Source organism: Achromobacter sp. 1011811831 (assembly GCF_059760905.1).
In genome coordinates, this window is record NZ_JCBANG010000050.1 from 13,753 (window position 1) to 27,136 (window position 13,384).

11 protein-coding genes are annotated in these 13,384 nt (G+C 68.5%); 4 read left to right on the forward strand and 7 right to left on the reverse strand.

The genetic code is table 11. The features are described 5' to 3' along the window. Window positions 1–24: 24 nt before the first annotated feature. From AC6LJ9_RS18600 to AC6LJ9_RS18610, 3 genes are all read right to left on the reverse strand, one after another. Window positions 25–1,035, reverse strand: a complete 1,011-nt coding sequence (locus AC6LJ9_RS18600) for a WaaZ-like lipopolysaccharide core biosynthesis protein (protein WP_498148719.1) — start codon at window positions 1,033–1,035, stop codon at window positions 25–27. Window positions 1,036–1,360: 325 nt separating this feature from the next. Further along, window positions 1,361–1,876 carry a single-stranded DNA-binding protein gene (gene ssb / locus AC6LJ9_RS18605; RefSeq protein ID WP_103271690.1) on the reverse strand — a complete coding sequence of 172 codons (516 nt, stop codon included), beginning with the start codon at window positions 1,874–1,876 and terminating at the stop codon, window positions 1,361–1,363. Between the two features lie 292 nt (window positions 1,877–2,168). After that, window positions 2,169–3,353, reverse strand: a complete 1,185-nt coding sequence (locus AC6LJ9_RS18610) for an MFS transporter (RefSeq protein ID WP_498148720.1) — start codon at window positions 3,351–3,353, stop codon at window positions 2,169–2,171. A gap of 131 nt (window positions 3,354–3,484) precedes the next feature. Here AC6LJ9_RS18610 and uvrA point away from each other — a divergent pair, with 131 nt between their 5' ends. Next, the gene (gene uvrA, locus AC6LJ9_RS18615) at window positions 3,485–6,343 is read left to right on the forward strand and encodes an excinuclease ABC subunit UvrA (protein WP_498148721.1); all 2,859 of its coding nucleotides are present in this window, start codon (window positions 3,485–3,487) and stop codon (window positions 6,341–6,343) included. A 26-nt stretch (window positions 6,344–6,369) separates the two neighbouring features. After that, window positions 6,370–6,999, forward strand: coding sequence for a glutathione S-transferase C-terminal domain-containing protein (locus AC6LJ9_RS18620; RefSeq protein ID WP_498148722.1), 630 nt, complete (start codon window positions 6,370–6,372; stop codon window positions 6,997–6,999). 73 nt (window positions 7,000–7,072) lie between these two features. Here the strand turns inward: AC6LJ9_RS18620 and AC6LJ9_RS18625 are convergent, their stop codons facing one another. Continuing rightward, window positions 7,073–7,975 carry a LysR family transcriptional regulator gene (locus AC6LJ9_RS18625; protein WP_498148723.1) on the reverse strand — a complete coding sequence of 301 codons (903 nt, stop codon included), beginning with the start codon at window positions 7,973–7,975 and terminating at the stop codon, window positions 7,073–7,075. A gap of 109 nt (window positions 7,976–8,084) precedes the next feature. On the opposite strand from AC6LJ9_RS18625, the gene AC6LJ9_RS18630 reads away from it, so the two are divergent. Beyond that, the gene (locus AC6LJ9_RS18630; protein ID WP_498148724.1) at window positions 8,085–9,092 is read left to right on the forward strand and encodes a tripartite tricarboxylate transporter substrate binding protein; all 1,008 of its coding nucleotides are present in this window, start codon (window positions 8,085–8,087) and stop codon (window positions 9,090–9,092) included. Between the two features lie 41 nt (window positions 9,093–9,133). After that, the gene (locus AC6LJ9_RS18635; RefSeq protein WP_498148725.1) at window positions 9,134–10,327 is read left to right on the forward strand and encodes a M20 aminoacylase family protein; all 1,194 of its coding nucleotides are present in this window, start codon (window positions 9,134–9,136) and stop codon (window positions 10,325–10,327) included. Window positions 10,328–10,469: 142 nt separating this feature from the next. Here AC6LJ9_RS18635 and AC6LJ9_RS18640 read toward each other — a convergent pair whose 3' ends face one another. The 3 genes from AC6LJ9_RS18640 to AC6LJ9_RS18650 are packed head-to-tail and all read right to left on the reverse strand — an operon-like array spanning window position 10,470 to window position 13,346. After that, window positions 10,470–11,597, reverse strand: a complete 1,128-nt coding sequence (locus tag AC6LJ9_RS18640) for a deoxyguanosinetriphosphate triphosphohydrolase (RefSeq protein WP_498148726.1) — start codon at window positions 11,595–11,597, stop codon at window positions 10,470–10,472. A 34-nt stretch (window positions 11,598–11,631) separates the two neighbouring features. After that, complete coding sequence (gene aroB / locus AC6LJ9_RS18645; protein ID WP_498148727.1) at window positions 11,632–12,708, reverse strand: 3-dehydroquinate synthase; 1,077 nt, start codon at window positions 12,706–12,708, stop codon at window positions 11,632–11,634. Beyond that, complete coding sequence (locus tag AC6LJ9_RS18650; protein ID WP_212312760.1) at window positions 12,705–13,346, reverse strand: shikimate kinase; 642 nt, start codon at window positions 13,344–13,346, stop codon at window positions 12,705–12,707. Before AC6LJ9_RS18650 ends, aroB begins: the two co-directional genes overlap by 4 nt. Window positions 13,347–13,384: the final 38 nt, after the last annotated feature.

Genomic DNA, 13,384 nt, shown 5'->3' on the forward strand with positions numbered 1-13,384 from the left:
AGGGGTTGCCGCCGCGCCGCGGGATCAGGACGGAAGTGCGTGCCGCTTCAGCGTCGTCCAGTGGCGCTTGGGAAACACGCTCTCATCCAGGGCGCTGTCGGGCGACAGGTTGTAGATCCGCAGGCCGCGCAAGCCGAGCAACCGGCTGGCGCCGCGAAAAGCGGGCTCGATGTGCGAGTCGAACTGCCTGTCCAGCGCGCTCGGCAGGCGCGCATCGGCGGACTCGTAGAAGCGCGGCGAAGTGCTCGCGCCGCGCAGGTCCAGGCCGTGCAGATAGAGCGTGCGGAATCCCAGCCAGACCAGCAGTTGCAAGGCGCTATAGGCCACCGTGCCGCCGCCGAACAGCCCGCGGGCCGGATCCAGGCTGAAGCCCAGCGGATGCACCGGCGCATGGGCATCGAACAGCACCAGGTCCAGGTCGCCGCGCAGCGTCCGCGCCAATTGTTCCGGCTGCGCGCGGGGCTGGTATGCGCGCTGGTGCACTTCCTCGAAGACCGTGATGCGGCAACGAATGTTCTCTGGAGAAAATAGCTGCGCGATCCAGCGCAGCACCTCCGGCGTGACGAACAGCAGCAGGTCTTGCGCCAGCACGTCGGCCACCAGGTCGCGGCGGCGCGACACGAAGCCGGCGTCCAGCATCGCGTAGTAGCCGAAACGCAGGTGCGGATGGCTGCGTCGCAGCGCGATGGAGCCATTCACGCCCATCACCGCCGGCAGGTCCAGTTCGGAATAGTCGATATCGGCCACCGACGGACCGCTCAGGATCAGGTGGGCGACATCGCCCGCAGGGCGCCGGATGCTGGAAAAAGCGGTCTGGGCGGGCGTGACGCCCCAGCGCATGGCGCAATGCGCCAGCCTGCCCTGGCCATCGCGCTCGATACGCAACAGCGGCCACAGCACCTGGTTATGACGCAGCGCGCGAGAATGCGTCCAGCGGTACAGGTTGCGCAGGATCCTGGCCACGGCGCGGCTGGCCAGCAGGCGCTGAGCGACGGGCCGGGATCGCCGGGCGGCCGGCGTAGCGGAAGTCTTCACAGGCCGTCCTTGCCGTAGCGGCGAGGACGGCAAGTCACATGAGGATCAGACATGGAATGCGCAGGAGTCTCGAATGGAGGCCGTCGACTTGTCGACGAATCTGAAACACTCTACGCAGGCTGCGGTGACATGAGCCAAACCCAGGGATTACGTTTTAGCAAGAAAATACGGGCCACGCGACACAGTTAATACACAACGTTTCCACAGGCTACCCACTGCCTTGTCCACAGGGATATGCACAGGCTGTCCGCGCAGCCTGCCGGGGCAATAAAAAACCCGGCAAGTCATCGACTTGCCGGGTTTGGGGGATGCGATCGGATGCCGTTCAGAACGGAATATCGTCATCCATGTCCGCCAGGTTGGCGCCGCTGCTGGCCGGGGCGGCCTGCGGAGCGGGACGCTGCTGGGGCGCCGGGCGCGGGGCCGGCGCGGCGCGCTGCTGGCGCGGGGCTTCGTCGAAGCCGCCACCGCCGCCGTAGCTGCCGCCGCCACCTTCACCGCCCTCGCGGCCGCCCAGCATCTGCATCTGGTCGGCGACGATTTCGGTGCTGTAGCGGTCGGCGCCGGTGTCCTTGTCCTGCCACTTGCGGGTCTTCAGGCGACCCTCGATGTAGACCGAACGGCCCTTCTTCAGGTATTCGCCGGCGATTTCAGCCAGGCGGTTGTACATGACCACGCGGTGCCACTCGGTTTCCTCGCGGCGTTCGCCGGAGGCCTTGTCCTTCCATTGGGAGGTGGTGGCGATGGACACGTTGCAGATTGCCGCCCCGTCCGGGCTGTAGCGGACTTCCGGGTCGCGACCCAGGTTGCCGACGAGTATGACTTTGTTGACCGATGCCATGCCGATGTCCCTCTGTTGTTGGCCTTGCGCCCACGCGTTGCCGCGAGCGCGCCGGCAACAACATAAAAAAACGATGTTGAAGACCGGCTTCATGAAACACGCCGGTCACCATGATGATGACCGGCGGCACAGTATGAAACCGTAAATTGATCCCGCTATTATCGACGAAAAGCGCCTGCCGCGCCAACGCCATTCGTGACAAATCTATCTCTGCGGTCCGCCGATTTGCCGGATGTTCGCGCCTGATGGCGGCGCGTTCCGCGACTTTCTGGCGTATCCGCCGCCCCGAACGCTAGGCCAGCGGCCGCAGCGCCCAGGTAACGGCCAGCCAGAGCAGCGCCAGCGCCGCCGCCGCGATGAAGACCGCGTTGGTGCCCGAGTGCGAAGCCAGCCAGCCGCCCAGCGCGCCGCCGGTGAACAGGCCGGCGGCCTGGGCCGTGTTGTAGAAGCCCAGCGCCAGGCCCTTGTAGGCCGCCGGCGCCACCCGCGACACCAGCGACGGCTGCAAGGCTTCGAGCACGTTGAACACCACGAAAAAACCCGTCAGGGCGATGGCGAAGCCATAGAAGCCCTGGCTGGCCATCGGCAGCAGCGCGCACACCAGCGCCAGTCCGGCCACGGCCGCCCGAAGGGCGCCGCGATGGGCGCGGCGCTTTTCGGCCACGAACACGACCGGCACCATCAGCACGAAGGACACCAGGATGACCGGCAGATAGACCTTCCACAGTTCGCGCGCGTCCAGCCCGCCGACCTTGGCCAGCAGCGCCGGCGCGACCACGAACAGCGCCACCTGCACCAGATGCAGCACGAATACGCCGAAGTTCAGCCGCAACAGGTCGGGATGCAGCAGCACCTCGCGCGGCCGGGCCGCCTGCATGGCGCGGGCCTGGGTGCGCGGCACCACCGGCACGACCCAGCGCGCCACGGCCAGGCACACCACGCCCAGACAGGCGATGGTCCAGAACAGGCCGGACAGCCCCCACCAGCCCACCAGCACGGGCGACAGCACCAGCGAGGCGGCGAAGGACAGGCCGATCGAGCCGCCGACCATGGCCATGGCGCGGGTGCGCACCTCGTCGCGGGTGGCATCGGCCAGCCAGGCGGTGACGGCGGCGGAAATGGCGCCCGCGCCCTGGATGGCGCGGCCGATGGTGATCCAGAACACGTCCGACGCCTGGGCGCAGACCACGCTGCCGGCCACGAACAGCAAAAGGCCGGCGATCACCACGGGCCGGCGGCCCCAGCGGTCGGATGCCAGCCCGAAGGGAATCTGCATGAAGGCCTGGGTCAGGCCGTACATGCCCAGCGCCAGGCCCACGCGGGCCGGATCGTCGCCGCCGGGCAGGCCGCGCGCCGCCACCGCGAAGACCGGCAGCAACAGGAACAGCCCCAGCATGCGCGCCGCGAACAATCCCGCCAGCGCCACGCTGGCGCGGCGCTCGGAAGGGGTCAATTTCAGTTTGGTTTCTGCCGGCATGCGGATTATTGGACGGTAATGGCCTCGGAGCGGCCCCTCGGCAAACCTGGCGGACCAACCTTGAACGCGGGACTACTCGGCGCGCTATAGTACCAAGTTGGCCTGCGATGCCACGACGACGGACGCAATCGATGGACTCGACGATACGCATACGGGGTGCGCGCACCCACAACCTCAAGAACGTCTCGCTGGACCTGCCGCGCCACAAGCTGGTGGTGGTGACCGGCCTGTCCGGCTCGGGCAAGTCCTCGCTCGCCTTCGACACGCTGTACGCCGAAGGCCAGCGCCGCTATGTCGAGAGCCTGTCGGCCTACGCGCGGCAGTTCCTGCAACTGATGGACAAGCCGGACGTGGACCTGATCGAGGGCCTGTCGCCGGCCATCTCGATCGAGCAGAAGGCCGCCGGCCACAACCCGCGCTCCACCGTCGGCACCATCACCGAGATCCACGACTACCTGCGCCTGCTGTACGCGCGCGTCGGCACGCCGTATTGCCCGGACCATGGCCTGCCGCTGCAGGCGCAGAGCGTGAGCCAGATGGTGGACGCCGTGATGGCCTGGCCGGCCGACACCCGGCTGGCCGTGCTGGCGCCGATCGCGCGCGGCAAGAAAGGCAGCTTCGAGGACGAATGCGCCAGCCTGCAGGCGCAGGGCTATGTGCGCCTGCGGGTGGACGGCCAGCTGCTGGAAATCGACGGCATGGCGCCGCTGAAGAAATCCGAGAAGCACGACATCGACGTGGTGATCGACCGCCTGCGCATCAAGCCCGAGAGCAAGCAGCGCCTGGCCGAGAGCTTCGAGACCGCGCTGCAGCTGGCCGAGGGCCGCGCGCTGGCGCTGGACATGGACAGCAGCCGCGAACAGGTCTTCTCCAGCCGCTACGCCTGCCCGGTCTGCAGCCACAGCCTGCCGGAACTGGAGCCGCGGCTGTTCAGCTTCAACAACCCGATGGGCGCCTGCCCCAGCTGCGACGGCATCGGACAGGTCGGATTCTTCGACCCCAAGCGCGTGGTCGCCTTCCCCGAGCTGAGCCTGGCCGCCGGCGCGATCCGAGGCTGGGACCGCCGCAACGCCTTCACTCACTCGCTGCTCACCAGCCTGGCCGCGCACTATGAATTCGAGATCGAAGCGCCGTTCGAGGAACTGCCCGAGGACGTGCGCCATAAGGTGCTGTACGGTTCGGGCGACGAAGAGATCTCCTTCGTCTATCTGAACGAAAAGGGCCGCAGCACGGTCAAGCGCCACACCTTCGAAGGCGTGATCCCGAACCTGGAGCGCCGCTGGCGCGAGACCGATTCGGCCACCGTGCGCGAAGAGCTGGGCAAGTACCGCAACATCAAGACCTGCCCCGATTGCGGCGGCTCGCGCCTGCGGCCCGAGGCCCGCAACGTGCTGATCGGCCAGGACCCGCGCGGCGGCGAACGCCAAGGCCAGGCCATCTACGAAGTCGAGGCCATGCCGCTGTCGGCCTGCCTGGCCTGGTTCCGCGACCTGAGCCTGGCCGGCGCCAAGCAGGAGATCGCGCAGCGCATCGTGCGCGAAATCGAGGCACGGCTGAGCTTCCTGAACAACGTGGGCCTGAACTACCTGTCGCTGGACCGCAGCGCCGACACGATTTCCGGCGGCGAGGCCCAGCGCATCCGGCTGGCCAGCCAGATCGGCTCGGGCCTGACCGGCGTCATGTACGTGCTGGACGAGCCGTCCATCGGCCTGCACCAGCGCGACAACGACCGCCTGATCGGCACGCTGCAGCACCTGCGCGATCTGGGCAACAGCGTGATCGTGGTCGAGCACGACGAGGACATGATCCGCATGGCCGACTGGGTCGTGGACATGGGCCCCGGCGCCGGCGAACACGGCGGCCAGGTGGTGGCGCAGGGCGATCCCGAAACCGTGCAGCGCGACCCCGCCTCGCTCACCGGCCAGTACCTGAGCGGCGCGCGCGCCATCGCCATTCCGCAGCGCCGGCCGGTCAACGACGAGCTGCCCTGGCTGACGCTCACCGGCGCCACCGGCAACAACCTGAAGAACGTGGACCTGCGCATCCCCGCCGGCCGGCTGGTCTGCGTGACCGGCGTGTCCGGCTCAGGCAAGTCCACGCTGGTCAACGACACGCTGGCCGTGGCCGTGTCGCGCCAGCTGCACCACGCGCAGAGCGAACCCGCGCCCTACGCGGCCATGCAGGGCCTGGAGCATTTCGACAAGATCATCAGCGTCGACCAGAGCCCCATCGGCCGCACGCCGCGCAGCAACCCGGCCACCTACACGGGCCTGTTCACGCCGATCCGCGAACTGTTCGCCGGCGTGCCGGAAGCGCGCACGCGCGGCTACGATCCGGGCCGCTTCAGCTTCAACGTCAAGGGCGGACGCTGCGAGGCCTGCCAGGGCGACGGCGTGGTCAAGGTGGAAATGCACTTCCTGCCCGACATGTACGTGCCCTGCGATGTCTGCCACGGCAAGCGCTACAACCGCGAAACGCTGGAGATCCGCTACCGCGGCCGCAACATCAGCGAGGTGCTGGACCTGACGGTGGAACAGGCGCTGGAATACTTCGAGTCGGTGCCGGCCATCGCGCGCAAGCTGCACACGCTGATCGACGTGGGCCTGTCCTACATCCGGCTGGGCCAGAGCGCCACCACGCTGTCCGGCGGCGAGGCGCAGCGCGTCAAGCTGTCGCTGGAGCTGTCGCGCCGCAGCACCGGGCGCACGCTGTATATCCTGGACGAACCCACCACCGGCCTGCACTTCCGCGACATCGAACTGCTGCTGCAGGTGCTGAACCAGCTGGTGGACAGCGGCAACACCGTGCTCATCATCGAACACAACCTGGACGTGATCAAGACGGCCGACTGGCTGGTCGACATGGGCCCGGAAGGCGGCGACGGCGGCGGGCGCGTGGTCGCGCAAGGCACGCCTGAAACCGTGGCGGCCACCGAGGCCAGCCATACCGGCCACTACCTGGGCAAGGTGCTGCGCCGCACGGCCGGCTGATTTTTCACCCACATAGCACGCGACACATGTACACCCTGATCATCGGCAACAAGAATCTCTCTTCCTGGTCCATGCGCCCCTGGCTGGCGCTGCGCGCGGCGGGCATTGCCTTCACCGAGCAGAAGCTGGCGTTCAACACCGAGGCGTTCGCCCGCGGCGTGGGCGAAGTCTCGCCCGCCGGGCTGGTGCCGGTGCTGCTGGCTGACGAATTCGCGATCTGGGATTCGCTGGCCATCTGCGAATACCTGGCCGACCGCCATCCCGAGGCTGGCCTGTGGCCGGCGCAACCCCAGGCGCGAGCCCGCGCGCGTTCGCTGGCGGCGCAGATGCACAGCGGCTTCGCCGCGCTGCGCCAGGCCATGCCGCTGAATGTGGCGGCGCGCCTGCCCGCCGCCGAATTCTCCGACGCCGTCCGGCAGGACATCTCCCGGATTCTGGACCTCTGGCAGGACGCGCGCGCGCAGTTCGGCCAGGGCGGTCCCTTCCTGTTCGGCGCCTTCTCCATCGCCGACGCGTTCTACGCGCCGGTGGTGTCGCGCTTCACCACCTATGGCGTCAGCGTCACCGGCGACGCGCGCGCCTACATGGATGCCGTGCTGGCGCACCCGGCCATGCAGGAATGGATCCGCGACTCGCAGGCCGAAGCGGCCGCGTGACCGCAACCAAGGCGCGCTGAAACGCCTGGCCGCGAAGCGGCGCGCAGCCGGTCCGCACCAAACCGGCGCGCGCTCAATCGCGCAGGCGATCGCTCACGAAGGCGCGCAGCAGTCCCATCGCCGGCGCCTCGGTGCGGCCGGCCAGCGTCACCAGCGCGAACTGCGCATGGCTGTCCAGCGGCGGATCCAGCATCAGCTCGATCAGCTCCCCCGACAGGATGCCCTCGCGCGCCGCCGCCACGATGCCCAGGAACACCGCGTCCGAGGCGCGCACCGTTTCCAGCAGGCTGCCGATCTCCTCGCAACGCAGGCGCACGGCGGTCGTGGGATCGGCGCCGATGCCGTAGCGGTCGATGAGGATCCGCGCGGTATCCGCCGGCAGGAAGGTGGACGCCAGCGGGTACGTGGCCACCTCGGCGAAACGCGGCGGCCTGTGCAGTCCCGCCAGCGGATGGCCGCTGCGGCAGATGAAGCCCGCGCGCATCTGCGACACCGGCTCGATGCGCAGGTCCGCCGACGGCGCGATGCCGCGGATGTCCACCACCAGCGCATCCAGCCTGCGCGTGCGCAGCATGCCCAGGTGCGCTTCCTGCGACCCGCGCATTACCTCGATGCGCAGCTGCGGGTGCTGCTGCGCCACGTGCACCAGCAGCGGCGTCAGCAGCAGCACGCCCGGCCCCGAGCCCAGCGCGATGCTGATGGTGCCCTGCCCGCCCTGCGTCAACAGGTCGGTGCTGCGGCGCAGCTCGGCCGATTCGAACAGGATGCGGCGCGCGCGGCTGGCCACGGTCAGGCCCAGCGGCGTCAGCTCGGTGCGCTTGCCCATGCGGTCCAGCAGCCGCGTGCCCAGGTCTTCCTCCAGCAGGCGAATGCTGCGGCTCAGCGCCGACTGCGTGAGGTGCAGACGCTCGGCCGCGCGGCTGAACGAACCGGCCTCGGCCACGGCCAACAGGTGCTCCAGCTGCTTGAGGTTCATGTCCAAGTATGAGTTTTTTTTCTACATCCCAGAATAACAAGTCGTTAGACAACTAGCGAGCACTGTCCCTAGGATTCCGGATACTCATAACACTTCAAGGGAAACAAGTATGGGCACGCTATCCGGATGCCTGCGCCTGGCCGGCTGTATGCTGGCGCTCGGCGCGACGCTGATGAGCCAGGGCGCGAGCGCGGCGGACTACCCCAGCCGCCCCGTCATGATGATGGTCCCCTACCCCGCCGGCGGCGCATCGGACGCCATCGCCCGCGTCGTGGCGGCGCCCACGTCCAAGCAGCTGGGCCAGCCGGTGCTGGTGGAAAACCTGGGCGGCGTCAGCGGCGCGCTGGGCGCGCAGAAAGTGCTGTCGGCCCGCGCCGACGGCTACTACCTGTTCCAGGGCTCGCCCAACGAACTGATCCTGGCGCCCCTCGCCAACGCCAGCGTCAAGCTCAAGAGCGAGGACTTCCAGCTGGTGCAGATGATCGGCCTGGCGCCGCTGGTGATCGTGGCGCGCAAGGACCTGCCGGCCAACAACGCCGATGAACTCGTCAAGCTGGCGCGATCGCGCGCGGCCACGCAGCCGCTCAGCTTCGGCAGCGTGGGCGTGGGCTCGCTGTATCACGTGCTGGGCGAACACATGGCGCGCACCATCGGCGCGGAAATGATGCACGTGCCCTACAAGGGCGGCGCGCCGCTGATGCAGGACATGGGCGGCGGCCAGGTCGATTTCGCCATCCTGCCGCTGGCGCAGCAGCACGTGGCGCTGGCCGAGCAGGGCCGCGTCAAGCTGCTGGGCACGCTCAGCCCGCGCCGCAGCGCCCTGCCCGCGCTGGCGGCCGTGCCCTCGGTCAACGAGGGCGAGCTGCTCAAGGGCTTCAACTTCACCACCTGGACCGGCTACTTCGTCAAGCGCGATACCCCGGCGGACGTGGTGGCGCGGCTGCACGCCGCGCTCAACGCCGCGATGCAGGACGCCGAGGTCAAGCGCGGCCTGGAGACGCAGAACATCGAGGTGTCGGCGCCCATGACCCCGGCCGAGGCCGACGCCATGTACCAGGCCGAGACCGTGCGCTTCCGCGAAATTTCCAGCCATGTGAAACTGGCCGACGCGCCCTGACCGCCCCGCGCGCCACACACTCAAACGGAGACAACCCCGACATGCATCCGATTCTTGAAACCGTTACCCAGGGCGCCGACGCATTCGTCGCGCTGCGCCGCGACATCCACCGTCATCCCGAGCTGGGCTACCAGGAATTCCGCACCAGCGACCTGGTGGCGCAATGCCTGACGCAATGGGGCTATGAAGTCGAGCGCGGCCTGGGCGGCACCGGCGTGGTCGGCCAGCTGCGCCGCGGCAAGGGCAGCAAGCGCCTGGGCCTGCGCGCCGACATGGACGCGCTGCCGATCCAGGAAGCCACCGGCCTGGAACACGCCAGCTGCAACGAAGGCATCATGCACGCCTGTGGCCACGACGGCCACACCGCCATGCTGCTGGCGGCGGCGCATCACCTGGCCAAGCATGGCGAGTTCGACGGCACGCTGAACCTGATCTTCCAACCGGCCGAGGAAGGCCTGGGCGGCGCCAAGCGCATGATGGAGGACGGGCTGTTCAGCAAGTATCCGTGCGACGCCATCTTCGCCATGCACAACATGCCCGGCCATCCGCAAGGCCACCTGCTACTGCGCGACGGCGCGGCCATGGCGTCCTCGGACAACGTCACCATCACGCTGGAAGGCGTGGGCGGGCACGGCGCGATGCCGCATTGCGCCGCCGATCCGGTGGTCGCCGGCGCGGCCATCGTCATGGGCCTGCAGAGCATCGTGGCCCGCAACGTCGATCCGCTGCACATGTCGGTGATCACGGTGGGCGCCTTCAACGCCGGCAAGGCCAACAACGTCATTCCGCAGACAGCGACGCTCAAGCTCAGCGTGCGCGCGCTGGACCGCGACGTGCGCAACCTGCTGGAAGACCGCATCACCGAGCTGGTCCACAACCAGGCCGCCAGCTACCAGGTGCGCGCCACCATCGACTACAAGCGCGGCTATCCGGTGCTGGTCAACACCGTCGCCGAAACCGATTTCGCGCGCCAGGTGGCGCTGGAACTGGTGGGCGCGGACAAGGTCGTGCCGCAGACGCGGCCGCTGACCGGCAGCGAGGACTTCGCCTTCATGCTGGAAGAAGTGCCCGGCTCGTACCTGCTGGTCGGCAACGGCGATGGCTCGCCGGACGGCTTCAACAGCGGCCACGGCGCCTGCATGGTGCACAACCCCGGCTACGACTTCAACGACCACAGCCTGCCGGTGGGCGCGGCGTACTGGGTGCTGCTGACGCAGCGCTTCCTGGAGGGGTAGGCCCACCCCCGAAGCGCTAACGCGCTTCCCCCTCAAGGGGGCATGCCTATGGACCGGCAAAGCCGGCTCCATGGCATCCCGATGGGGTGATACCTGTCGCATGCGGCGCAATCGCGCCATGGGGACCGAGACCGATCCGTGTCTACGCCATCTCGAACAGGCGCTTGTGTTCGCGGATGGCGTAGCGGTCGGTCATGCCGGCGATGTAATCGGCGATGGCGCGCGCCTGTTCGTTGAAGGCCGGCCGGCGATAGTCGGGCGGCAGCAGGCGCGGGTCGTCCAGGAAGGCCGCGAACAGTTCGCGCACGATGCGGCGCGCCTTGGCGGTCATGCGCAGCACGCGGTAGTGGCGGTACAGGTTGTCGAACAGGAATTTCTTCAGCTCGTCGGCCTCGCGCCGGATCTCGTCCGAAAAGCCGGCCAGCGGCGGCGCGCGCCGCACGTCGTCGGCGCTGGCCGGCGCATGCTCGGCGATGCGCGCCAGCGAGGTGCGGGTCAGGTCGGTGATCAGCGTGTTGATCATGCGACGGATGGTTTCCGACACGGCGCGGCGCGACGGCAGATCGGGATAGCGCGCCAGCACCTCGGCGTGATGGCGGCCGAAGATGGCCACGTCCTGCATCTGCTCGACCGTGATCAGGCCCGACCGCAGGCCGTCGTCGATGTCGTGGTTGTTGTAGGCGATCTCGTCGGCCAGGTTGGCCAGCTGCGCCTCCAACGAGGGCTGGGTGCGCTCCAGGAAGCGCACGCCCACCGCGCCCAGCTGGCGCGCGTGCGCCGCCGAGCAGTGCTTGAGGATGCCTTCGCGCGTCTCGAAGCACAGGTTCAGGCCGTTGAAATCGGCGTAGCGCTCTTCCAGCTCGTCCACCACGCGCAGGCTCTGCAGGTTGTGCTCGAAGCCGCCGGCCTCGGGCGCCAGCTCGCGCATGCAGGCGTTGAGTTCGTCCTGGCCGGCGTGGCCGAACGGCGTATGGCCCAGGTCATGGGCCAGCGAGATGGCCTCGGTCAGGTCTTCCGACAGGGCCAGGCTGCGCGCCAGCGTGCGCGCGATCTGCGCCACTTCCAGGCTGTGGGTCAGGCGGGTGCGGAACAGGTCGCCTTCGTGGTTGACGAAGACCTGGGTCTTGTATTCCAGCCGCCGGAACGCGCCGGAATGCACGATGCGGTCGCGATCGCGCTGGAACTCGGTCCGATTTTCCGGCGGAGGCTCGGCATGGGTCCGGCCGCGCGATCGGGACGGGTCGGATGCATAGGAAGCCAATTCGTTCATCTGCACTGCACCGTCTCCTGTCACGGTTGTCGATCTAGCCGGTGGTCCGGGCCAATACGGCGCGCACCGCCTCGTCGGGCGCCGCGCGGGTCACGGCCTTGCCGATGCGGGTCATGAGCACGTAGCGGATCGAGCCGCCCTCGGTCTTCTTGTCGACCTGCATCAGGTCCAGCCAGCGGTCGGCGCCCAGGTCGGGCGCGGTGACCGGGCAGCCGATGCCCTCGACCAGCGCGCGCACGCGCGCGACGTCGGCGCGCGCAAAGCCCGCCACGTCGGCCGACAGCTCGGCCGCCTGCACCATGCCGCAGCCCACGGCCTCGCCGTGCAGCCAGGCGCCATAGCCCAGGCCCGCCTCGATGGCATGGCCGAAGGTGTGGCCCAGGTTCAGGATGGCGCGCAGGCCGGACTCGCGTTCGTCCTTGCCCACCACCTGCGCCTTCAGCTCGCAGGAGCGGCGGATGGCGTAGGTCACGGCGTCCGGATCCAGCGCGCGCAGCTTGGGCGCGTTCTGTTCGCACCAGGCCCAGAAGTCCGGGTCCAGGATCAGGCCGTACTTGATCACCTCGGCCAGCCCGGCCGACACTTCGCGCGCCGGCAACGTGTTCAGCACGTCGGTATCGATCTCGACCGCCACCGGCTGGTAGAACGCGCCGATCATGTTCTTGCCCAGCGGGTGGTTGACCGCGGTCTTGCCGCCCACCGAGGAATCGACCTGCGCCAGCAGCGTGGTCGGCACCTGCAGGAAGCGCACGCCGCGCATGTAGACGGCGGCCGCGAAGCCGGTCATGTCGCCGATCACCCCGCCGCCCAGCGCCACCAGCACGCAGCGCCGGTCCAGCCGCTGCGACAGCAGCGCATCGAAGATCAGGTTGAGCGACTGCCAGTCCTTGTAGGACTCGCCGTCGGGCAGCTCGATGCGCAGCACGCGCTTGCCGGTGCGCGCCAGCGCCGCCTCGGCGCGCTCGCCGTACAGCGCCGCCACGGTCGGATTGGTGACCACGGCGATGGCGGTGGCGTCGGCCGGGATGCACTGGTCCAGGCGGTCCAGGCGGCCGGGGCCGATATGGATGGGGTAGCTGCCCCCGGGAGTGTCGACCTCGACTACATTCATGTGCGCTTCTCGAAAGCTTGCAATTGCGGCAGCAGACCCTTGACCAGGGTCTGGATGGGCGTGGAACCGGTCTCGACCACCAGGTCGGCGACTTCGCGGTAGTAGGGCTCGCGGCGGGTCATCAGGTCGCGCAGCGTGCCCTTGGGATCGGCCGTAGCCAGCAGCGGGCGGTTGCGGTCGCGGCAGGTGCGGCGGAACAATTCATCCACGCTGGCCCTCAGATAGACGACGATGCCGCGCTCGTGCAGCCGCTGGCGGTTTTCCGGCGCCAGGATGGCCCCGCCGCCGGTGGCGAGAATAATGTTGCGCCGTTGGGTACACTCTTCCAGTGCGGCGGATTCCCGGCGACGGAAACCGGCCTCACCCTCGATTTCGAAGATTACCGGCACACGCACGCCGCAACGCGCCTCCAGCTCATGATCCAGATCGACGAAGTCGCGCCCCAGGGCGCGCGCCAGGCTGCGGCCTATGGTTGTCTTGCCCGCCCCCATCATGCCCACCAGGAACACGGGCAGGTCATGCGGCAGGGTCACGGTCTTGCCGGCGCATTCGGCGGCGCAGGGCTGGAGTTCGGGCGCCTCGCCGGAGGGCGCCAGGTCCGGGTCAGCCTCCGGACATGAGCTTGCGGATACGTTCATGACGGCAATTATCACATTGCCGCCAGTTGCCCGCGTGC